This window comes from Paraflavitalea speifideaquila (genome assembly GCF_032395985.1).
Taxonomy (GTDB): domain Bacteria; phylum Bacteroidota; class Bacteroidia; order Chitinophagales; family Chitinophagaceae; genus Paraflavitalea; species Paraflavitalea speifideaquila.
Genome location: NZ_CP135920.1, coordinates 4,610,516 through 4,630,466, shown reverse-complemented (window position 1 = coordinate 4,630,466; position 19,951 = coordinate 4,610,516). Strand labels below are relative to the sequence as shown.

Here is a 19,951-nt window from a genome sequence, read left to right as displayed (position 1 = left end):
GTTGGGTTAATTTGCAGGGCATAATTAACAGCCAGGTCTTTCACATACAGGCAGTTTTTGTATTGACAGGTCGTTTGCCTGTGTTTTCATTTAAAAACAACAAAATGAGGTACTGCCAGGAGGGCTTCATTTTCAAATTATCAAATTTTCACCTTCCCGCATTTTTAATTTCGGAGAATGGCCAGTTCTCCTTAATTTGGGTGCTAAATCGTTATATTACTGCTATTGTAAACATATTAACCTAAAATCAAGTTTGTCATCATGAAAAAAAGCAAACGACTAAACCCTCTCGCCGTGATTTTATCCGTAACAGTTCCCTGGCGGCGGCTGGGTTTTTATCGTACCGCGCCATGTACTGGGAAAAGGTTTTATAGCCCCCAGTGATAAACTCAATATTGCCGGTATTGGTGTGGGGGTAAAGGACAAAGCGACCTGGCAGAGTTTGCCAAGAGCCCCAATGCCAATATCGTAGCCTTGTGCGATGTAGATGATCGCCAGGCTAAAAATCCCGCGAACGTTTTTCCAAGGCCAATTACTACAAGGATTTCCGCGAAATGCTGGCTAAGGAAGCCAAAAATATTGATGCCGTTTCTGTATCCACACCCGATAATACCCACGCAGTAGCTGCCCTGGCAGCCATGCAACTGGGTAAACACGTGTATTGTCAGAAGCCGATGACACATGATATTTATGAAGCACGTGTGCTCACCGAGGCCGCTAAGAAATACAAAGTGGTTACACAAATGGGTAACCAGGGAGGTTCAGGCGATGGTGTGCGCAAGATGAAAGAGATTGTAGATGCTGGTATGATCGGCGAAGTACATACGGTACATTGCTGGACCAACCGTCCGGTATGGCCACAGGGTGTTCCTACACCAACAGGCCAGTTTGATGTGCCTTCCGAACTGAACTGGGACCTCTGGCTAGGACCAGCTAAAAGATCGATTTCAATCCTGCCTACCTGCCATTTAACTGGCGCGGTTGGTGGGCTTTCGGTACCGGTTCCCTGGGTGATATGGCCTGCCATATCATGGACCCCGTATACCGCATATTACCTATTGATTTCCCTTCCAGCGTAGAATGTAGCGTAGCTACTGTATGGAAAGAAATGTGGAATGATTCGGCCAATCCCGATAGCTGCCCTCCTTCTACTATCGTACACCTTAACTATCCAAGGAAAGATGGTAAAGGCAATATCAAAGTATCCTGGCATGATGGCGGCCTGTTGCCACAACGCCCCGATGAATTATTGCCTGATGAACCCATGGGTAACTGGGATGGTGGAACCATCTTCGAAGGTACCAAGGGCAAGATCATGTGCGATTGTTATGGCGCCAACCCCCGTTTGCTCCCTACCATCCTGATGAAGGAGAAAACAATGCCGAAGGAAACCATCAAGCGTGTACCCGAAGGGCACTATGTACAATGGGTAAATGCTTGTATTGCCGGTTATGGCAAAGGTGAGACCAGTTCTCCCTTCTCCTTTGCAGGTCCTTTCACTGAAAGTATCCTCATTTCCAACCTGGCTATTCGCAGCTTCCTGATGAAGAACCCCAATGGTAAGGGATGGGATGATAAATACCTTGGCAGAAAACGCCTGCTGTGGGATGCGAAGAACATGAAGATCACCAACTTTGATGAAGCCAACCAGTTTGTAAAACGCGAATACCGCGATGGCTATAGCCTGTCATTGTAATTAGTTATTTCAAACCGGTATTACCGGTTTCACATAAGAGGAGATGCCTGGAAACAAGTGTCTCCTTTTTATGTGCGCCCGGCACCGGCGCAAACTGTAGGGTGCAAGTCCCGAACGAACCTTGATAGTGGGAAGCGTTAACTCAGGGCAAGGGTATCCTCCGCGAGGAGGAATCTGAAGGTAGCCAGCGGTAAATCTCCGGTCTGACGAACCGGAAGCAGATGAGGCAGTTATTCGGCAGCCAGGAGTTGCCCATTGGCAGGCAGTATAAAGCCGAGGTAATGAAAGCGCTGGGCTTTACTGACCAGGGATAGGCAACAGATATTATATCAAAAATAATAACCGGCTTTCAACCCAAAGAAGCTATTGGTGCCGCTTTTGATCCAGGCTTCGTATTTACCCTGGATATCAAATTTCAGTAAGCGTATGCCGATGCCGGGCGCCACCAGAAAGGCCGATCCGCCACCTCCTGTATAATTGGCGGCACCGGCTTCCACCTTAAAATAAACGATGGGCAGACCCCGGAACATCAAGCCTACACGAACAGGCACGGCTTTCAGCTTGGGTATGCTGGATTTGCCGTTGAACTGCATGTAGCCTACTGAACCGGTAACGGCCAACTTTACCGGTAAATTGATAATGGCAGCCAGACCCGCTCCCCAACCCGAATTATGGGTGTCGGAAAGATCGCCCACCGGCACACCGGTTTCCACATAAGGCCCTATTCCGAATCCTTTTAATTGTGCCTGGCAAGGAGCATAGGCGAGGGCCAGTACCAGTAAGCAAGCGAGTGTTTGGAGTTTTTTCATTGTACATTATTGAATGTTTCTTGAATAGTTGTTTTCGGGAGGTGACACCTTTCGTTTGCGTCGTAGAGGCAAGGTGTTACCTCCTCTTAGGTTGTAGTTCCAGAGGAGACACCTTTCGTTTGCGTCGTAGAGGAAAGGTGTTACCTCCTCTTAGGTTGTAGTTCCAGAGGAGACACCTTTCGTTTGCGTCGTAGAGGAAAGGTGTTACCTCCTTTTAGGTTGTAGTTCCAGAGGAGACACCTTTCGTTTGCGTTGAAGAGGAAAGGTGTTACCTCCTTTAGGTTGTAGTTCCAGAGGAGACACCTTTCGTTTGCGTCGTAGGAGAAAGGTGTCTCCTCTCCATGGGGTGTTTACTTCAGATAAGAGCGCAGCATCCAGGCCATCTTTTTCATGTTTCTCCATCAGGCCGGTCAGGAAATCGGCTGTGCCGGCATCTTTCAGTTTGTCCTGTATAATATTGATCTGTTCACGGATATAGCGGGTCATGGTTTCATGATCATCCAATAGGTTCCTGACCTGTTTTTGCTGATCGGGTGTAGGCGCTTGCTCTTCCAGGTCGGCCAGCTTGAGGTATTCTTTCAGACGGCCTTCGGCAAAATGGCCCAGGGTACGAATGCGTTCGGCCACATCATCTACTACATCGGCCAGTTCTTCATATTGCCCTTCATAGAACTTGTGCATTTCCATGAAATTGTCGCCTTCATAATTCCAATGGTAGTTGCGGGTTTTGGCGTAGAGGATCTGCTCATCGGCCAGTATTTTGTTTAACGTAAGTGCTATTTGCTGGGCGTTCTTTTCAGTAAGACCAATATTGGCTTTCATATTTTATTATTTGGTTATTAATGGCTTGGCGGAATTGTTGCAAATTCGATGCCCGGAAAGCAAGCTGTGAGCTGCTGGCTTCGAGCCACGAGCTTGGGGGAATGTTGATAAGGTGACAGGTTGATAAGGAAAGGGATTAAGGCAACGAGGCATCTAGGCAACGAGGAAAGCAACGATAAACGGCTCGTAGCTCGAAGCTCGTGGCTCGCCGCTTATAGCTGTATTCCGTTCGCAGCTCGCAGCTCGTGGCTCGTAGCTGTTTTCCGCTCGCAGCTGTATTTGCTCTATTCCGGTTCTGTAGGGGGAGGGGCGTCCGCACTATCCGCGCTATCGGCTTGTGCATCCTCATCGGGCTGGTCTACGATCAGTTCGGCCAGGGCCATCAGCTCGGTTTGCTTGTACCGGGTTTTGTCGGTATCAAAGCATTTGCTGAATTCTTCCAACAAGGTTTGTATAATGCGTTTATTGGATAGGGGTTTAAAGTAGGAAGGTACAGGTGGTACGCTGATCCGTTTGAAATAGTTTTCTACATCTTTATGGGTAAATACCTGCCCACTCATGGGGTCGATAAAAATTCCGCCTTGTACTGAAAATCGGCTGTAGGGCGGTTGAAATCATAATCTGATTTGAAATAGGCCAATACAAACTGGCGGGGTATATTGATGACCCGGATAGGCACATCCAGCAGTTCGCTAAGGATGAGGTACAGGATACCGTTGGCAATAGCATTGCCTCGTTTGGTTTCCAGTTGCTTGTTGATCAAAAATTCTTCAGGATGCTGGTAGCCTACTTCGGTGCCGCGCAGGCTATAATAATTGTACAGGATGCTGGTGATCACATTCACCTGTTCCAGCGGGGTAAGGTAATTATTGAGTTCCAGCCATACGTTGCGGCGTAGCTTCTCAATTTCCTGGTAAACTGTGGCGGTTGCCAGATCGGGATATTGAAAACGGGATACCAGTAAGGCGCCGGTCAGGAGGTCCTGGTGCGCATGTTTATCCCATTGTACTACTTCTTCTGAAAGATCACGAAGATGAAGGCGGTGTATCAGTACTTCAATGCGTTCCTGTACTTCTTCGCTTATCGTATTTTCCCAAAGGTTTTCCAGGTTGGGGATAATGCCTTTCCCATAATCAATGATGCGGGTGGATACCACATTGTATACCTCTGTGTCAGGATCATCTAACAAATGAAACAGCGCTGATATTTCTTTATTTTCTTCCATGGTTTTTACTTCATCAATATCCAACACAGCAGATATGGCAGTCAATTTCGGGCAAACTGGTATATTATAAATGAAAATCTTTTCCACAAATCCACAAGGGAACAGAATACAGTATACAGAAAAATAGCATTCAGCATAGTGCATTCAGCATTCAGAAGCCTTTGACGATGAGCCAGAATTGGCTACGGGAAAGGGTTTGAGAGGCCTATGGCTCACTGCCCGAAGCGCATGGCTCACAGCTTGACAGGTGTAGTTCTTTTACGCACAATACCTAACAACCTGCTCACAAAATTAGTCTTCTGCGCTGCTGAATTCCGAAGTGAGTGACAAATACTGGTTCAGCATTCGTTCTAGCTCCTGTTTTTCGGCTGTATTCCGGGCAGCTCGTTTAGGTATAACGATGGCATGATGGGAATTGGTATACAGGTAATAGCAGAAGGGCGTTTCGGCTTTGCGTACAATGGCCTCCCAGGTATATTTGGATTCGGAGGCTTCATCTTTGTCGATCACGCCCGTATCCATTAAAATTACTTCGGCTGCTCCCAGTACATGCTGGTTTTCGGGTTGGCGCAGGATGTCTTTTACCCGCCGGCGAATAGAGTTTTGATGAGCCAGGGTACCAGTAAAAGTAGGTGATGGCAATGATGCCAAAAATGGTAAAGTCGATCAGCAATTGCCGGCTTTGCCGGCTGATGATGAATAGAACAGCTACGGCCGTATACAGCAGGAATACCCGCAGGTAATAACGTATCCGGTAGCCTTTCTTCTCGGGCGAAGACCAGGCTGTATAGTAATTGTAATCGAAGTATTCTTCTTCTGTCAGGTGGTATTTGAGGACCAACATCCGGAATTATTTCTTCTTCTTCGGGGCTGCTTTCTTGGCCGGGGCCTTTTTAGCTGCCGCTTTTTTAGCCGGTGCCGCTTTGGTTTTCTTGGCAAAGGCATTGGGTACCTGTACTTCGATCATCCTCTTCACATCCTCCAGGCTCACCCCAGCCATTTCCTCAGCGGTGTATTTGAGTCATCTGCTTTCTTACCCAGCTTCAGCATTTTCTTGCCAAAACGGATAAAGGGACCCCAACGGCCATTTTCAATGGCAATCTTTTTCATCGGGCCAGTTCTGTATGTAGCGATTGGCTTCTTTGCTGATTTTGGCTTCAATCAGTTCTTTAATATCGGAAGCGCTTAAGGCATCAAAATTATAACGGCGGGGTACATTGATAAACATATCGTTCCACTTGATAAAGGGTCCAAAACGGCCTTTACCCTTGGTAACGGGTTTGTTATCGTAGGTGCTGATAGGCGCATCAGCAGTTTGCTTTTCCTTGATCAGTTCAATTGCCCGCCCGAGGGATACTTCCAGCGGGTCTTCACCCCGGGGAATAGAAATGAATTGCTCACCCAGTTTTACATAAGGACCAAAGCGGCCTATGTTCACCGCTACTTCCTGCCCTTCATATTCACCCAGGGTACGCGGTAGCTGGAACAGTTGCATCGCTTCTTCCAGGGTAATGGTCTCAATGCTCTGCTCTTTCTTCAAAGCGGCAAAGCGGGGTTTCTCTTCATCGTTCACATCACCAATCTGCACCATGGGACCATAACGGCCCATACGGGCTACGATCTTCTTGCCGGTTTCGGCTTCCACACCCAGTTCCCGTTCGCCCTTGATGCGTTCGGCATGCTCAATAGTATTCTCCACATCCTTTTGAAAGGGATGTAAAAATCGTCGATCATCGTGTTCCACTTCAGTTTGCCGGCCGCTACTTCATCAAACTCACCTTCTACGCGGGCGGTGAAACCATAATCCATGATATCATCAAAATACTGCTTCAAAAAGTCGGTCACAACCAGGCCCAGGTCGGTAGGGAATAGTTTCGACTTCTCGGCGCCCGTATTTTCTTGTTCGGTTACTTTAGTAATAGCATTATCGGCCAGGCGGAATACCCTGAAATCACGCTTAACGCCATCCTTGTCCCTTTTCTCTACATAACCTCTTTTCTGGATGGTAGAAATGGTTGGAGCGTAGGTCGATGGCCGACCGATGCCCAGCTCTTCCAATTTCTTTACCAGCGAGGCTTCCGTATAACGTGGTGATGGCCTGCTGAAGCGCTCAATCGCTTTCATTTCCTTCAGGGGCAGTTGTTGCTGTACACTTAATGGAGGCAACATGCCTTCGTTCTGCTCATCGTCTGTAATATCCTCCTCATCCCGGTCTTCGCGGTATACCTTCAGGAACCCTTCAAACTTCAGTACTTCACCACTGGCAGTGAGTTCTTCCTTATTGGTAGATACCTGTATTTTAGCAATCGTCTTTTCCAGTTCTGCATCGGCCATCTGGCTGGCCATGGTTCGTTTCCAGATCAGCTCATACAGGCGCTTGGTATCCGGATCGTCTACCGTGGAGTTCTCCATATAAGTAGGACGGATGGCTTCATGGGCTTCCTGTGCCGACTCATTCTTGTTCTTGTATTTGCGGGGTTGAAAGTACCTGTCGCCATATTGGCCTGTTACCTGGTTGCGGATGCCATCCATGGCTGTATCGCTCAGGTTCACACTGTCGGTACGCATATAGGATATATAACCGCTTTCATACAGTTTTTGGGCCAGCAGCATGGTGCGGCTTACAGAATACCCAAACTTACGGGAGGCTTCTTGTTGCAGGGTAGAAGTGGTAAAAGGGGCGGAAGGCGATTTTTGCCTGGCTTTACCTGTATATCTGTTACGGCATAATCGGCGCCGATACAGCTTTGCAGGAATTTCTCGGCATCTTCGGCCTGGTTGTACTTCTTGCCTTCGGCGCCGAAGGTTACCTGTTTGCCCGTAGTATCCTTAGCAGTGAATTGTGCTTCTATTTTAAAGGAGCTAATAGCGGAAAAAGCATTGATCTCCCTTTCCCGCTCGGCAATGAGGCGAACGGCCACACTTTGTACCCGGCCGGCACTCAGGTTGTTCTTCATGCTCATTTTGCGCCAAAGCACTGGGCTTAGCTCAAAACCCACGATGCGATCCAATACCCGGCGCGCCTGTTGGGCGTTGACCAGGTTCATGTCTACCGTACGTGGTTTATCTACTGCCTTTACGATGGCAGGTTTGGTAATTTCATGAAATACAATGCGTTTTGTAGTAGAGGGGTCCAGTCCGAGTACTTCGCAAAGGTGCCAGCTGATGGCTTCTCCTTCGCGGTCCTCATCCGTTGCCAGCCATACTTCGTCCGATCTTTTGGCCAGGGTTTTCAATTCCTTCACCACCCTTTCCTTCTCTTCTGGTACTATATAACGCGGTTGGTAATTGTTCTTGACATCAATACCCATCTCGTCTTTCTCCAGATCACGGATATGACCATAGCAACTTTTCACCTCGAAATCCTTGCCCAGGAACTTCTCAATAGTCTTTGCTTTTGCAGGGGACTCTACGATCAATAAATTCTTCGCCATACGTTGTTTGAAACAGTTTACAATAGACCTGTTGGCGTGCAAGTTTAGTGTATAAGCACGAAATCAACAAATTGCTGCCTGCCAGAACCTATATAAATAGAAGAATGTCAATGAGAAAGTTAATTGTTATACTTTATTCAGCAATAGGGGTCCGTGGTCAGCAGTCTGAAATCAGGGGTGGGAGGGAAGTCGACGGCCAGCCATATCAGGTGGAACAAAAGGACCAAAGGGGAATCGGTGAACCTGAAGTCAAAAGTTGGCGGTAAGACACCGATTTCAGGCACCCGGAAGCTCGTGGGAGAAGAATCCGGGCGGTTGGCCTATTTATCCAAGTAATTAATATCTTTAGTAAGTAGCAGATCCTGCAGCCTGTCATTGAATCAATTGCCCATCATATTTCCAATGGGCGATGGCGCTGTCACCATCGACCTGGGTAACCAGCTCAGCGAAACGCTGAATGGTAAAGTACTGGCTATGAGCCAATGGTTGCAGCAAAATCGCTTTGAAGGCCTGAAAGACATTATTATCGCTTACGCTTCGCTTACCCTCTTATACGATCCTTCCTTTGTTAAAAGCCATTACCAGCCTGCCAACACTGTTTTTGAGTGGGTGCAGGAAAGATTGGTCACTGCTTACCGCCAATCGGGTCCTGCCATCCTGGGTACCCCGGTAAAACATCGCATCCCTGTTTATTATGGGGGCGAAAATGGGCCCGATCTGGCCTCGCTGGCCCAGGCCAGGAACCTGAGTCCCGAAGCCGTGGTACAGCTCCATATAGCCCAGGTGTACCAGGTGTATATGATCGGTTTCCTACCCGGATTCTCGTATATGGGCACTGTGGACGATCAGATCGCCCAGCCCCGCAAGGCTAAACCGGTAGCCGTACAGGCAGGCAGTGTAGGTATAGCTGGCTCACAAACAGGTATTTATCCATTCAACAGCCCTGGCGGATGGAATATCATTGGCCGTACCCCTCCAAATGTTCAACGCTCAGTCCGAAAATCCCGTACTATTGAAAGCAGGAGATGAAGTGGAATTTTATGACGCCAAACTCTAAACAAGCCTATGTCTTTATCAATCATCAAACCCGGATTGTTGGACACGATCCAGGATCTTGGCCGTTATGGCTATGGTAGCTGGGGTATTAATCCCGGTGGGGTTATGGATGCGTATGCGGCCCGTGTGGCCAATATGCTGGTGGGTAATGAGCCGGGTGAAGCGGTGATGGAGATCCATTTTCCGGGGGCACAGCTGTTGTTCGAACAAAATGCGCTGATCAGTATTACAGGGGCCGATTTTTCGCCTACCCTCAATGACAATGAATCGGTAGGCACCTGGCGACCCATTGTAGTGCGCAGGAATACCTTGTTGCATTTCCCCGGTGGCTATCGGGCAGCCGTTGTTACCTGGCCGTACATGGTGGTTTCTGTGTGCCGCGCTGGCTCAACAGTTATAGTACCAACCTCAGGGCGGGAGCCGGCGGCTACCAGGGCCGCAAGCTGGAAAAAGGCGATGAACTGCCCTTTAAAGAAAACAGCATTTATTTTGCCGGCCTGCTCAAAGAAACACGCGAATACCAACCACTCAACTGGCGGGTAGATACGGGAAGAACCTATCAGCTGCCCCACGAAATACTTTTTACTATTGGCAATGAATGGAGTCAGCTTACGCATACATCACAGCGCGAACTGCTGGAAAACAATTTTATCATCCACCCATATTCCGATCGCATGGGTTATCAACTGCGCGGTGTACCCTTAAAACGGCAATATACTACCGGGCTGGTTTCATCCGGGGTAAGTTTTGGAACCATCCAATTATTGCCCGATGGACAGTTGGTATTGTTAATGGCCGACCATCAAACTACGGGCGGCTACCCCAGGATTGGCCATGTGATATCCTCCCAGTTGCCCAAACTGGCACAGTTAAGGCCCAGCGACAGCATACAATTTAATATGGTTGATATGCCTACTGCTGAGGAATTGCTATTTTCACAGGAGCATGAGCTCAATATTATTCAGCGGGCCTGCTATGATCACCTGAACCAACTGGTATGCTAACAACTGACATTAACTGTGATATGGGGAGAGTACCCATTTATGGGAATATGATATTGAAAAAGACCTGGCCTTATTACCCTATATCAGTTCCATCAATATTGCTTGTGGTTTTCATGCAGGCGACGCACATACCATGCATGAACTGGTGGCGGCGGCCCTGAAAGCCGGGATAGCCATTGGGGCTCATCCTTCCTACCAGGACCGGGATAATTTTGGCCGCAGCCAGGTTCACCTCTCTCCTGAAAAAGTATATGATATAGTATTGTACCAGGTAGGCGCCATACAGGCTTTTCTGCATGTACACGGCACCTCCCTGCACCATGTAAAACCACATGGCGCCCTGTACAATATGGCTGCTACTGATCCGGTATTGGCTACGGCTGTATGCCAGGCGGTGAAAGACCTGGACAGCAAACTGGTACTGTATGGTTTGTCGGGCAGTCTGTTGATCAGTACCGCCCTGGATATGGGACTGCCTACTGCCAGTGAAGTATTTGCCGATCGTACATACCGTGATGATGGCAGCCTTACCCCGCGCTCGGAAGCCAATGCATTGATTGATGACCCGGCGATTGGTATTGCCCAGGTATTGCAGATGGTAGAACAGGGTATTGTTTACACCACCAGCAACCACCGCCTGGCTATCACCGCCGAAACGATCTGTATTCATAGTGATGGCGCCCACGCACTCACCATTGCCCAACAAATACACCACACAATAAAACAACACGGTATTGAAATTAAATCCGTTTAAGCGATCCGGTAACCCACCTGCTCAAAAGCGTATTGTATTTGGTGGCGGCGGTGCCGTATTGGGTGCTGCTTTCCTGATGGCCAACTCATCCATAGGACCGGGATTTCTGATACAAACCACCGATTTTACGCAAAAGCTGCTGGCGGGTATGGGGTTCGTGATCCTGGTATCCATCCTGCTGGACATCGGCGCGCAACTGAATACCTGGCGGGTATTGACCGTAAGCGAATTGCGGGCGCAGGACCTGGCCAATAAGTTATTGCCGGGCCTGGGGTATTTCCTGGCCGTATTGGTGATACTCGGGGCTTTGCTTTTAATATTGGCAATATAGCAGGTTGTGGTCTGGGCATGAATGTGCTTACAGGCATGTCGTTTGAAACCGGCGCGGTGGTAAGTTGTATCGTAGCCCTGGCGCTTTTCTGGTTAAGCGAGATCGGTAAAATGCTCGATGGCTTTACCAAAACCCTGGGCGTGATAAAGATCCTGCTTACATTATATATTGCTTTCAGCGCACACCCGCCATTGGGCGAAGCGCTGCGCCAAACCATCATGCCCGAAAAGATCAGCACTGTGGCCATTGTAGCGCTGGTAGGAGGTACCGTAGGTGGTTATATCACATTCTCTGGCGCACATCGTTTATTGGATGCTGGCATCAAGGGGCAGGCGCATTTGCCACAGGTAGACCGCAGCGCTATGAGTGGTATCGTTATTTCCAGTATCATGAGGTATGTATTGTTCCTGGCAGTGCTGGGCGTCGTAGCGCAGGGCGTGGTGCTGGATGTCAATAATCCGCCGGCCAGTGTGTTCAGACATGCGGCGGGAGAACTGGGTTTCCGCATCTTTGGCGTGGTATTGTGGGGGCGGCTATTTCCTCTGTGGTAGGGGCGGCCTATACCTCTGTTTCCTTCTTCAAAACTTTCCACCCGGTTTTTGCCCGCTACGAGCGGCTATGCATTTCAATATTCATCATCCTTTCCACCCTCATCTTTGTAGCCATCGGCAAGCCGAAACAATTGCTCATTGCCGCCGGGGTAGTCAATGGACTGATCCTGCCCGTTGGACTGGGCCTTATACTCCTGGCAGCCATGAACAAGCAACTGATGAAAGGATACCGGCATCCGCTCTGGATGCAGTTGGCAGGGTGGGCGGTGGTGGCTGTGATGGGCGTAATGGGAGTTAAGGCCATCATGAGTGATCTGCCGAAGTTGTGGCAGTAAGTATATTTTATTACTATAAAATATATCATCATGGCTAAATATATTGAAGCCTTCATTCCATTGCTGATTGGCATTTTTGCATTACCAGTTCCAAAACATTGGTAAAGGCAAGTGATGGAGACTATTTCAAAAAAGAAAGGATCGTACGCATAGGCGGCTGGGTATTGGTGGGAGCAAGTCTACTATTAATAGCGAGCAAATATTTTAGTCGTTGATTATGCTCTTTGGTTTGAAACTTAGCCAATTGGTGTTATTTTGATGGCAGGTCATAAACCCACACCACCATGAAAAATATCAATATCATCAAAGCCAAATACCTGGGTAAAGGCGTTACGGCCGATAACCTGGAATATGCCATTGAAGCCGTTAAAGATGGTTCCAAAAGGGAACATATTATCGAGAACCTCACGGCCGACTACCGCGGTATGCAAGCCGGTGAAGCTAACCAATTACTGGAAGAACTTTTTGTGGCCAGCGGGGGCGAGTTTAAAAGGAAAACCGGGGCGGTTACCTCTTTGGGATAATTTTCCTACTGGTAGGTCTGGCTGCCGCCGCTTATATTTACTTTGTAAATGATTTTAGCAAATCGAAGATGGTGTTCATTATGTGGTCCCTCGCTATTGGCGGTATTTTGGGCGGCATTTTATATATAGGAATGGCTATGCGCGGCAAATACAGGGACAGCCATGATCCGTTTAATGATTAATAGTATCTTGCTTCCTGGCAACCTATCATATGTATAAACTCCTTTTACCCCTTCTCTTGATTGTAATGCTCGCGGCTTGTAGCGGACCAGCTGAACAAGCAACGGTTATTGCCAATAAAGACAGCGCCAAAACTGCTATTGATACTTCCGACATAACTTATGATGAACTCCCGCCAGGTAGTATCAAGGCTGATTCATATTGGGGGCGTATGGGATTGGAAGAACTCCTTCCCGCATTGATGGCTTTTGTACCCACAGGCTACCAGGTTATGGATACCTGCAGTGGAGACCTCAACTTGGATACTTATCCAGATTACCTGCTGGTATTGAATGTTCCCCAGGAAGATATCGTAGCAACTAAACGGGCTGATTCAGCAGGGCCACTCAAAAGATCTATGCTTGTATTATTAGGGCAGCAAGACTCAACCTACAAACTGGCAGTCCAAAGTGACAAGGCCATCTATTGTTCAGATTGTGGTGGCGGAGGTATGGGAGACCCTTATTCAGCTTTAGTAATTAAGAATGGATATTTTTCCATTGAGCATTATGGCGGTGGCGCCCGTCGCTGGACACGCACTACCACTTTCAAATATTCAGCGACTGACAGTACCTGGTACCTTCACAAAGATGGCCATGTTAAATTTAATGCCGGGGATGAAGAAGATGAAAAAGAACAATGAAGATACTGACTGCCAAAGACTTTGGGAAGATAGCCTTTACAGATTTCGATATTTACAAGGCCCGCTAATTTTCTTTAACCCCTCCTATTTGCTTAGAGTAACCTTGCTTTTCTGCTTACTATTACCAGTCACCCTGACTTTTCGCAGGGATATATTGGGCGTTCCAAAAGAGCAGTCATCCGTCCCTTGAAAGCTGAAAGTAAGAAAAGCCATTTTAGGAACAGCCCCATCGAAATGAATGATCAATATATGGTACTGCATGTAAAGGACAGCTCCTTCCAACCGGCCTCCTTTTATTATTACTTCGACGAACGTGGTAAATGCAACCAGGAAAAGACCATCTCCTTTTGCGACTCCTGTTATACAAAATACAGAGACAAATTGCTGGCCCGGAAGCAATTTGAATGGGTCAGGATCAATGATACCCTCTATGTGTCGAAGTTTTCCAAAAAGCGGCGATTGGAACTGCACCCCCATCAACCCGACAGGACGATGAACCTTTTCAAAACCAGCTGGAAAAGGCCGGAATATGAACTACTCTTGAGCGATAATCCATTCATGCCGCGTTTCTAATCTGCGAAATCCACCCAAATCACCATAATCTGGGCTTCTAATCAACGCAATCTATCCAATCTGCGCCATCTGCGATAAATCTGCGTAATCTGCGATTCTTTCACGTTTTGTTTACAATTATTGTTTTTATTTGCCGTTGTATTCTCATTCCACTTCAACCGCTATCGCTTAATATTTTACATTTTATTCATTAAAGCATTTGTATGACTGCCAAAGAAACTGTGCAGGAAAATGACCTGTACGCTTATGACTCCTTTAGTGGGGAAGCGGTAAAAGATCGGACAACAATTTTCTGTGGTGGTGCGCCGGTGCGCACCAGCAATTATTAAAGCAATTCCCCTCCGAGCACAGCAAGTACGGTGGACTGGGTGGGGTGATCCTGGCTACCTTTGTACTGGCGGCCATTTCATCGGGCTATGCCATTTACAGTATCTTCAACAATATTGGGTGGACCTTTCTCTTTGCTATCATCTGGGGGCTCATCATCTTTAATTTCGACCGCTTCCTGGTATCCACCATGCGCAAGTATGGCGTCAGCAGGCGCAAACAGTTCTGGATGGCTTTACCCCGGGTTGCCCTGGCCCTGCTGATCGGCGTAACCATTGCCCGCCCGCTGGAGCTGAAGATCTTTGAGAAGGAGATCGATACCAAGGTGGTAGAGAATATTCATAAAAGATACAGCTCAATGATAGCCTGCTGCAGGCCGAAAATACGGCCCTGATGCAAAGCACGGAAGCCGAACGCAACCGGCTGGTAAACCGTAAGCTGTCGCTCGAAGATACCTTACACCGCCTGCAACAAGCTTATGTGCAGGAAGCTGATGGAACGGGTGGATCAGGCCGCAGGGGCATTGAAAACCTTACCCGCTTAAAGATGGATGCTTATACCAATGCACGGCAACAGTACATACCCGAGTTATTACAATTACAAATTGATATTAGCAAGCAAGACAGTATCCTGGCCGGCGCCAAAGCAGGCCTGGAAGAAAAGCGTAAACAATATGAAGCCGCTGCCAAAGCCAATGTGGGCTTCCTGGAACGCAACAAAGCGCTGACGGACCTGGCCAATGAAGAAAGCAGTGTATTCTGGACCAGCCTCCTATTATCACTCCTCATCATCCTGATCGAAGTAGGGCCCATCATATCCAAACTCATCATGCCCGTAGGGCCTTATGATATAGCCCTGGCCAAAGAAGAGTTGACGCTGATGGCTGCTTCGGAAAACGATATGCGCAAGGACAAAGAGCTGACCTCTGAAAAGAAGAAAGCTTTTACCGCAAACAAAAAGAAGTATCAGACCAGTTGTCTGACAAGCTAAGTGCTTTACAACAAAAGCATATTGATGAAGAACTGGACAAATGGGAGCGGGGTGAATGGAATCCCAAAGACCATCGTGCTTCCATGGATGAAGTAATGCGTAAGATCAAGGAACGCTACCAGGTCGATGAGGGCGATCTATTGTAAGAAGAAATACAATCCAACCAAAAACAGCAATAAGATCAGGGTCGGTAAGTAAGTGCGCTTGCCGACCTTGTATTTTACCCGCGCCGAAGGCAGTAATAAAAATACCAGAGCCAGTAGCAGAATGAATACAACAACACCGCCAACTATTTTATTGTTGGTATTGGTAAGGTTGTAACCAGCTATCATAATACCTGCTGCAATGGCATTGAGCAGTAATAGCAGCGGCACACTGATCACCCAGCCGGCTCTTTTGCCCTTTAATAACAACCAACCTCCGGCCAGGGCCAGGATGATGGAAACAATGGAACGCACATGGTTCATCAGTTCGCTGGTGCTTATCTGGATGGCGCCTTCCTTCACAGCATAGGCATCGGCTTTGGAGGACAAGAAATCACTGGCCTGCCAAAGCAGGTACACCAGCCCAATGAGCAGTAGCAGAATACCGGCAAATTTTTCTCTCCAACTTAATTTGAGAACGGGGGCTGCGTTTGTTGCGTTTCCATATCAGAACCTGGGCTATTGAGGGCGCAATTTAATGGGAAAAACGGGAATCGTCAATCGGCAATCAATGTCACTTAGTTTTACCTGTCTCCTTTAAGGTGAGCCGCTCTGCAGCACTGCATCGGCCAGACAACAGAGCGACCCACCTTTTAACCCTCCCAAAATTCTCCTAACTAAATGGTATTTTGAACCGTCAATCGGCAATGGTTTCCTCAACCTGAATTCACGCCAGATCCATGTGAGATTGCCTAAATAGCCTATCCGAATTGCACTGGGGCCCTAGTGGAATTGCACTGACTCCCTACGGTGGAGTGCTGGTTTCCTAGTATCCCAGTGCAATTACCAGGCGCTTTTTAGGCTTGTAAGCCAGGCCCAGACTAGGTTTTAGCTACCAGGCAAAGTACATTTTAGTACAAAATGGCCTGGTTACCTCCTCCTGGAGGGGACGCTATTTTACCTTGTTTCCCAATAAATAATTGATTGTAAATTAATTGCAGAGTTGGAGGCTTTCCATTCGCTATCCCCCATTGACCACTGTCATCACTTCTTCCGCCAGTTTTGCCGCCCAACGGCTGTATTCTTTACCGGAGGGGTGCAATTGATCGGTCGTGAGCAGGGTAGGGTCGTTAGCGGCCTCGCGGGTGCCTGGTGTGATGTCGATATAATGCACCCCATATTCGTTGGCGAGTGACTTATTAATGGCATTAAACGCATCAATTTCGCGGGTTATGAGTGCCCGGTCCCTGCCTTCAGCATAGGGCGTGGCGCCCCAATCGGGAATCGATAATACAAACACATGATTCGGGTGGTGGCCTGCAAAAGCGATGGCACGCTCCAGCAGTATTTGAAACTGGTTGGCGTATTCCGGGCTGGACCTGCCCCGGTATTGATTGTTGACACCAACGAGCAGGGAAACCATCGTATAGGTACTGTCAAGGGAAGCGGCATCAATGGCTTGCTGCAACTCATCTGTTGTCCAGCCCGTTTTGGCAATAATGGTGGGCTTATTAAAAATGTGGCCTGCGGTATTGAGTAATTGCACGGCCTGGTGTGGGAAATTTTCTGTTTCAACTACACCTTCGCCAATGGTATAAGAATCGCCAAGGGCGAGATACGTTCGGTTGGTTGGGTTCATATCCTGTGCTGTTAAAGGGACTAGCATACACAGACAAAGGTATATGAACAATATTACTTTGCTCATATTCAGCGTCCTTTGCTATATATACGTAAATAGGTTCGCTTTGTATTGCCGGGATGGTCAAAAAACACTTGTTTCCCCTTATGGGAACCAGTACTGGCGGGGTTTTAACTAGGGATTATCGCTACCTATATGGTTGACTTGTACCTGTTTATTATGGCCATCCTGGTAAATGTATTTGGCCACTCCTGAATAGGAATCCGGATTGTACCGGGTATACAATAATTGCATGGTTAATTGTTTCAGGAGGTTGGCTTGTTCATCCGATTCAAGGTAATTGGCTTTGAGTTTAAAAAGGGCGAATATATACTTACCGGTATGACCTGTCACCGAATCATATACGCTGAAGCTGGGCTGCAGGTATTGGCCCAGGCTATCACTGAACAATTTATCGAGCGATTGACTGGCTGCTGCATTGTATGAACTTCTTACATAGGGCGGCGTAGTTGGACGATTCAGTGCAGGGGCAAGGGCAAAAAGGTCAATACCATGACCGCATAGGAAATAACCAGGGAAAATAATATTTTACCAGCCGCCAGTTTGGGCTGTGGTGCAGTAAAAGGATCATACAAGGCCACTCGTGTTCCGGCTACCCGGTCGCCAATGCGGCGGGTTGGATTGGTGAGCGTCACTATAACTTCAATGGGCCAGATAATACAAAACAAGTTCCTCACCAGGCACTGCAGGGGCGATGCTACCTGGCCGGTAGTATTGTCAAGGACTTGCAGGCGGGTAACCCGTTTGCCAAAACTTCTTCCCTTAATGCTGTCTTTACAAAAGTACAAGGCAAATCCGATGAGGAAAATATAAGGATAATGACCGCCAAATGGATTCAACATAAGCAGTTCGTCCGAACTTCCCATGATTTGAAAAAAAGGAGGTAAGCAAGCCGGGTATAAAGAAAAGTACACAGATCAGCGTCATTATAATCTGGTCGCAGATCATGGAACCCAATCGGGTACTGCTGTGGATAGTAGTGTTGGTATTGGTCATCTGGTTACCGGCAGCCCGGCAGTTATTAAGGGTTAGTAATATGGGATTGAAAATACAATAAAACCGGTAAAACCCATAGTTGTAGGTGCAATCAGGATAACCCCGTGGGAACACTAAAAAGACCAGGCTGTTCAGCGTTTTGATTTCAGGCGACTCAAGGTTTCCTGCGATACGTTGAGGTAGGAAGCAGTCATTTTATTAGACAGGCGCTGCACCACTACGGGGTTTTCATCAGGTAGTTGCCGGTACCTTTCTGTGGCGTCGAGGGTGATAAACGACATGAGGCGGTTGGTATTGTTTACATACGCCATTTCGAGGTAGCTGCGGTAGAGTTTTTCCCAACCTGGTATGATCTTTAGCATTTCGCATCAATCCAACAAAGGCCATAATGAGGGTCATAGGAATCACTACAAACAGGGTGTTGATGTAATTAAAATGTTTCTTTTTCATGTCTTGTTCTATTCTTTAAATGATGACGCAAAGGTGCGGCAGGCAATAGGAATGAATTGTGACATAGGTCAAAAAACAAATAGGATAGGTTCCTCAAAACTGAACACCGGCTGTATCAAAAACGGACGATCCAGGTACTGGATAACTAGTATAACGAGTTAATTATTAGTTGTTTGTAATCTTGCATTTTCTTAGAAGAAAGTTCCAGTTACAATCATTCCAACAGAAAAAAAGCCTTCATGATCAAAAATTATTTCAAAGTCGCCTTTCGCAACCTGGGCCGGCATAAAGGCCATTCCTTTATCAATATAGCCGGTTTATCGGTGGGTATGGCGGTGGCCATGCTAATAGGACGTATATGCCAACCTGCCGGCCAATACACCTTTCAGTAAACTGGCATTTATTGCCTCCTGGGACCTGTATAGCAGCAACAATGAATGAGTAAAAGAGCCGGAGAACAATGGGACAATAATTCGTTTCAACTATTTGTGCAGGTAGCTAACAAGGCTGATATGGCCAAGGTGTGGCCCTGATCACGGGCTTGATAGCTGGCAGTTATCCCGCCTTCTACCTCTCTTCCTTCCAGCCGGTTAAAGTATTGAAAGGCACTTTCAGGGTAGGGCGTTTGGCTAGTATTCCCCGCAAGGTGCTGGTGGTGGTACAGTTTACCGTTTCGGTGATCCTGATAGTAGGCACGCTGGGCGAGATCGTTCGATGGGGCGACAGAGACTATACAGTTGTTGGCATAGTGCGGGATATGGTGATGCAATCGCCTTATGAACCCGTAAAGCAATCCGTTTTTTCTACCCTGGGTGATATGAGTGAGGTGATCACTATCCGCCTCAATCCTCATAATAGTACCCACGAGGCATTGGCTGCCATTGAAGCCGTGTATAAAAAGTATGTACCTGCAGCGCCACTCGATTATAAGTTTATTGATGAAGAATACGGGCACATATTTGCCGATGAAGAACGTATTGGCAAGTTGGTTGGATTCTTTGCCGCCCTGGCCATTTTCATCAGCTGCCTGGGTTTGTTTGGCATGGCTGCTTTCATGGCCGAACAACGTACCAAAGAGATCGGCGTAAGGAAAGTGCTGGGCGCTTCGGTGTTCAACTTATGGCGCCTGCTCTCCCGCGAGTTTGTGTTGTTGGTTACCTTGTCACTGGCCATCGCTATTCCGCTCTCTTACTACCTCATGCACAACTGGCTGCAACATTATGAATACCGCACCTCTGCAAGCTGGTGGATCTTTGCTGCAGCCGGTAGCGGCGCTTTGGTGATCACCCTGCTCACCGTAAGTTTCCAGGCTATTAAAGCAGCGTTGGCCAACCCGGTAAGGAGCCTGCGCGCTGAATAAAATAACGCAT

28 protein-coding genes and 3 pseudogenes are annotated in these 19,951 nt (G+C 47.7%); 16 read left to right on the top strand and 15 right to left on the bottom strand.

Annotated features, from left to right (window positions below; translation table 11 throughout):
* Positions 1–554: 554 nt before the first annotated feature.
* Positions 555–1,079, top strand: coding sequence for a Gfo/Idh/MocA family protein (locus RS881_RS31880; protein WP_315814448.1), 525 nt, complete (start codon positions 555–557; stop codon positions 1,077–1,079).
* Positions 1,016–1,696 carry a hypothetical protein gene (locus RS881_RS31875; RefSeq protein WP_350339972.1) on the top strand — a complete coding sequence of 227 codons (681 nt, stop codon included), beginning with the start codon at positions 1,016–1,018 and terminating at the stop codon, positions 1,694–1,696. Before RS881_RS31880 ends, RS881_RS31875 begins: the two co-directional genes overlap by 64 nt.
* Positions 1,697–2,025: 329 nt before the next feature.
* Here RS881_RS31875 and RS881_RS31870 read toward each other — a convergent pair whose 3' ends face one another.
* The 10 genes and pseudogenes from RS881_RS31870 to topA form a co-directional block, all read right to left on the bottom strand.
* Positions 2,026–2,505: a hypothetical protein gene (locus RS881_RS31870; protein WP_315814446.1), complete on the bottom strand. Its 480-nt coding sequence runs from the start codon at positions 2,503–2,505 to the stop codon at positions 2,026–2,028.
* A 204-nt stretch (positions 2,506–2,709) separates the two neighbouring features.
* Positions 2,710–3,327, bottom strand: coding sequence for a Dps family protein (locus tag RS881_RS31865; RefSeq protein WP_315814445.1), 618 nt, complete (start codon positions 3,325–3,327; stop codon positions 2,710–2,712).
* A 284-nt stretch (positions 3,328–3,611) separates the two neighbouring features.
* Entirely contained in the window at positions 3,612–3,887 is a 276-nt protein-coding gene (locus RS881_RS31860) for a hypothetical protein (protein WP_315814444.1), read from the bottom strand.
* A complete protein-coding gene (locus tag RS881_RS31855; protein ID WP_315814443.1) occupies positions 3,884–4,597 on the bottom strand; it encodes a transglutaminase family protein in 714 nt (237 codons plus the stop codon). Before RS881_RS31855 ends, RS881_RS31860 begins: the two co-directional genes overlap by 4 nt.
* A gap of 246 nt (positions 4,598–4,843) precedes the next feature.
* On the bottom strand, positions 4,844–5,062 hold the full coding sequence (locus RS881_RS31850) for a YcxB family protein (protein WP_315814442.1): 219 nt from the start codon (positions 5,060–5,062) through the stop codon (positions 4,844–4,846).
* Entirely contained in the window at positions 5,046–5,396 is a 351-nt protein-coding gene (locus RS881_RS31845) for a hypothetical protein (protein ID WP_315814441.1), read from the bottom strand. The genes RS881_RS31850 and RS881_RS31845 overlap by 17 nt, the downstream gene beginning before the upstream one ends.
* Before the next feature lie 6 nt (positions 5,397–5,402).
* Positions 5,403–5,543, bottom strand: a complete 141-nt coding sequence (locus tag RS881_RS31840; protein WP_315814440.1) for a hypothetical protein — start codon at positions 5,541–5,543, stop codon at positions 5,403–5,405.
* Positions 5,540–5,662 carry a topoisomerase C-terminal repeat-containing protein gene (locus tag RS881_RS31835; RefSeq protein ID WP_315814439.1) on the bottom strand — a complete coding sequence of 41 codons (123 nt, stop codon included), beginning with the start codon at positions 5,660–5,662 and terminating at the stop codon, positions 5,540–5,542. Before RS881_RS31835 ends, RS881_RS31840 begins: the two co-directional genes overlap by 4 nt.
* Positions 5,643–6,251 (bottom strand): topoisomerase C-terminal repeat-containing protein, encoded by a 609-nt coding sequence (locus RS881_RS31830; protein WP_315814438.1) that lies wholly within the window; start codon positions 6,249–6,251, stop codon positions 5,643–5,645. Before RS881_RS31830 ends, RS881_RS31835 begins: the two co-directional genes overlap by 20 nt.
* Positions 6,167–7,986 (bottom strand): annotated as a pseudogene (topA, locus tag RS881_RS61780) (type I DNA topoisomerase). Before topA ends, RS881_RS31830 begins: the two are co-directional and overlap by 85 nt.
* 384 nt (positions 7,987–8,370) lie before the next feature.
* Here topA and pxpB point away from each other — a divergent pair.
* The 12 genes and pseudogenes from pxpB to RS881_RS31750 all read left to right on the top strand — a co-directional run bounded on the left by pxpB (position 8,371) and on the right by RS881_RS31750 (position 15,439).
* A complete protein-coding gene (gene pxpB / locus RS881_RS31815) occupies positions 8,371–9,015 on the top strand; it encodes a 5-oxoprolinase subunit PxpB (protein WP_315814436.1) in 645 nt (214 codons plus the stop codon).
* Between the two features lie 36 nt (positions 9,016–9,051).
* Positions 9,052–10,046, top strand: a pseudogene (locus RS881_RS60190) (5-oxoprolinase subunit C family protein).
* Between the two features lie 52 nt (positions 10,047–10,098).
* Positions 10,099–10,800 (top strand): LamB/YcsF family protein, encoded by a 702-nt coding sequence (locus RS881_RS31800; RefSeq protein WP_315824670.1) that lies wholly within the window; start codon positions 10,099–10,101, stop codon positions 10,798–10,800.
* Positions 10,781–11,131 carry a hypothetical protein gene (locus tag RS881_RS31795; protein ID WP_315814434.1) on the top strand — a complete coding sequence of 117 codons (351 nt, stop codon included), beginning with the start codon at positions 10,781–10,783 and terminating at the stop codon, positions 11,129–11,131. Before RS881_RS31800 ends, RS881_RS31795 begins: the two co-directional genes overlap by 20 nt.
* A 17-nt stretch (positions 11,132–11,148) precedes the next feature.
* Positions 11,149–12,017, top strand: a pseudogene (locus RS881_RS62620) (NRAMP family divalent metal transporter).
* A gap of 284 nt (positions 12,018–12,301) precedes the next feature.
* Positions 12,302–12,541: a hypothetical protein gene (locus RS881_RS31780; RefSeq protein ID WP_315814431.1), complete on the top strand. Its 240-nt coding sequence runs from the start codon at positions 12,302–12,304 to the stop codon at positions 12,539–12,541.
* Between the two features lie 247 nt (positions 12,542–12,788).
* Complete coding sequence (locus RS881_RS31775; RefSeq protein ID WP_315814430.1) at positions 12,789–13,403, top strand: hypothetical protein; 615 nt, start codon at positions 12,789–12,791, stop codon at positions 13,401–13,403.
* Between the two features lie 186 nt (positions 13,404–13,589).
* On the top strand, positions 13,590–13,976 hold the full coding sequence (locus RS881_RS31770; RefSeq protein WP_315814429.1) for a hypothetical protein: 387 nt from the start codon (positions 13,590–13,592) through the stop codon (positions 13,974–13,976).
* A 203-nt stretch (positions 13,977–14,179) separates the two neighbouring features.
* On the top strand, positions 14,180–14,305 hold the full coding sequence (locus tag RS881_RS31765) for a hypothetical protein (RefSeq protein WP_315814428.1): 126 nt from the start codon (positions 14,180–14,182) through the stop codon (positions 14,303–14,305).
* A 44-nt stretch (positions 14,306–14,349) separates the two neighbouring features.
* Positions 14,350–14,697 (top strand): DUF4407 domain-containing protein, encoded by a 348-nt coding sequence (locus RS881_RS31760; RefSeq protein ID WP_315814427.1) that lies wholly within the window; start codon positions 14,350–14,352, stop codon positions 14,695–14,697.
* Complete coding sequence (locus tag RS881_RS31755; protein WP_315814426.1) at positions 14,697–15,293, top strand: DUF4407 domain-containing protein; 597 nt, start codon at positions 14,697–14,699, stop codon at positions 15,291–15,293. The genes RS881_RS31760 and RS881_RS31755 overlap by 1 nt, the downstream gene beginning before the upstream one ends.
* The gene (locus RS881_RS31750; protein ID WP_315814425.1) at positions 15,278–15,439 is read left to right on the top strand and encodes a hypothetical protein; all 162 of its coding nucleotides are present in this window, start codon (positions 15,278–15,280) and stop codon (positions 15,437–15,439) included. Before RS881_RS31755 ends, RS881_RS31750 begins: the two co-directional genes overlap by 16 nt.
* On the opposite strand, the gene RS881_RS31745 is transcribed toward RS881_RS31750, so the two are convergent.
* The 5 genes from RS881_RS31745 to RS881_RS31725 form a co-directional block, all read right to left on the bottom strand.
* Positions 15,431–15,856, bottom strand: coding sequence for a hypothetical protein (locus RS881_RS31745; RefSeq protein ID WP_315814424.1), 426 nt, complete (start codon positions 15,854–15,856; stop codon positions 15,431–15,433). The two genes, RS881_RS31750 and RS881_RS31745, sit on opposite strands and share 9 nt — an antisense overlap.
* A 601-nt stretch (positions 15,857–16,457) precedes the next feature.
* Positions 16,458–17,075: an SGNH/GDSL hydrolase family protein gene (locus tag RS881_RS31740; protein WP_315814423.1), complete on the bottom strand. Its 618-nt coding sequence runs from the start codon at positions 17,073–17,075 to the stop codon at positions 16,458–16,460.
* Between the two features lie 174 nt (positions 17,076–17,249).
* Positions 17,250–17,525: a hypothetical protein gene (locus tag RS881_RS31735; protein WP_315814422.1), complete on the bottom strand. Its 276-nt coding sequence runs from the start codon at positions 17,523–17,525 to the stop codon at positions 17,250–17,252.
* A 68-nt stretch (positions 17,526–17,593) separates the two neighbouring features.
* Positions 17,594–18,001, bottom strand: coding sequence for an RDD family protein (locus tag RS881_RS31730; RefSeq protein ID WP_315814421.1), 408 nt, complete (start codon positions 17,999–18,001; stop codon positions 17,594–17,596).
* Between the two features lie 261 nt (positions 18,002–18,262).
* Entirely contained in the window at positions 18,263–18,493 is a 231-nt protein-coding gene (locus tag RS881_RS31725; protein ID WP_315814420.1) for a cyclic nucleotide-binding domain-containing protein, read from the bottom strand.
* 327 nt (positions 18,494–18,820) lie between these two features.
* Here RS881_RS31725 and RS881_RS31720 point away from each other — a divergent pair, with 327 nt between their 5' ends.
* Both RS881_RS31720 and RS881_RS31715 read left to right on the top strand, forming a co-directional pair.
* Entirely contained in the window at positions 18,821–18,973 is a 153-nt protein-coding gene (locus tag RS881_RS31720) for a hypothetical protein (RefSeq protein ID WP_315814419.1), read from the top strand.
* A 131-nt stretch (positions 18,974–19,104) separates the two neighbouring features.
* Positions 19,105–19,941: an ABC transporter permease gene (locus RS881_RS31715; RefSeq protein ID WP_315814418.1), complete on the top strand. Its 837-nt coding sequence runs from the start codon at positions 19,105–19,107 to the stop codon at positions 19,939–19,941.
* The last annotated feature ends 10 nt before the right edge of the window (positions 19,942–19,951 follow it).

Bases quoted from the DNA above. Each gene is read 5' to 3' on its own strand.
- RS881_RS31880 (WP_315814448.1), top strand. From the start codon at position 555: ATGCTGGCTAAGGAAGCCAAAAATATTGATGCCGTTTCTGTATCCACA.
- RS881_RS31875 (WP_350339972.1), top strand. From the start codon at position 1,016: ATGGCCTGCCATATCATGGACCCCGTATACCGCATATTACCTATTGAT.
- RS881_RS31870 (WP_315814446.1), bottom strand. From the start codon at position 2,505: ATGAAAAAACTCCAAACACTCGCTTGCTTACTGGTACTGGCCCTCGCC.
- RS881_RS31865 (WP_315814445.1), bottom strand. From the start codon at position 3,327: ATGAAAGCCAATATTGGTCTTACTGAAAAGAACGCCCAGCAAATAGCA.
- RS881_RS31860 (WP_315814444.1), bottom strand. From the start codon at position 3,887: ATGAGTGGGCAGGTATTTACCCATAAAGATGTAGAAAACTATTTCAAA.
- RS881_RS31845 (WP_315814441.1), bottom strand. From the start codon at position 5,396: ATGTTGGTCCTCAAATACCACCTGACAGAAGAAGAATACTTCGATTAC.
- RS881_RS31835 (WP_315814439.1), bottom strand. From the start codon at position 5,662: ATGAAAAAGATTGCCATTGAAAATGGCCGTTGGGGTCCCTTTATCCGT.
- RS881_RS31780 (WP_315814431.1), top strand. From the start codon at position 12,302: ATGAAAAATATCAATATCATCAAAGCCAAATACCTGGGTAAAGGCGTT.
- RS881_RS31775 (WP_315814430.1), top strand. From the start codon at position 12,789: ATGCTCGCGGCTTGTAGCGGACCAGCTGAACAAGCAACGGTTATTGCC.
- RS881_RS31765 (WP_315814428.1), top strand. From the start codon at position 14,180: ATGACTGCCAAAGAAACTGTGCAGGAAAATGACCTGTACGCTTATGAC.
- RS881_RS31755 (WP_315814426.1), top strand. From the start codon at position 14,697: ATGCAAAGCACGGAAGCCGAACGCAACCGGCTGGTAAACCGTAAGCTG.
- RS881_RS31740 (WP_315814423.1), bottom strand. From the start codon at position 17,075: ATGAACCCAACCAACCGAACGTATCTCGCCCTTGGCGATTCTTATACC.
- RS881_RS31730 (WP_315814421.1), bottom strand. From the start codon at position 18,001: ATGGGAAGTTCGGACGAACTGCTTATGTTGAATCCATTTGGCGGTCAT.
- RS881_RS31725 (WP_315814420.1), bottom strand. From the start codon at position 18,493: ATGCTAAAGATCATACCAGGTTGGGAAAAACTCTACCGCAGCTACCTC.
- RS881_RS31720 (WP_315814419.1), top strand. From the start codon at position 18,821: ATGATCAAAAATTATTTCAAAGTCGCCTTTCGCAACCTGGGCCGGCAT.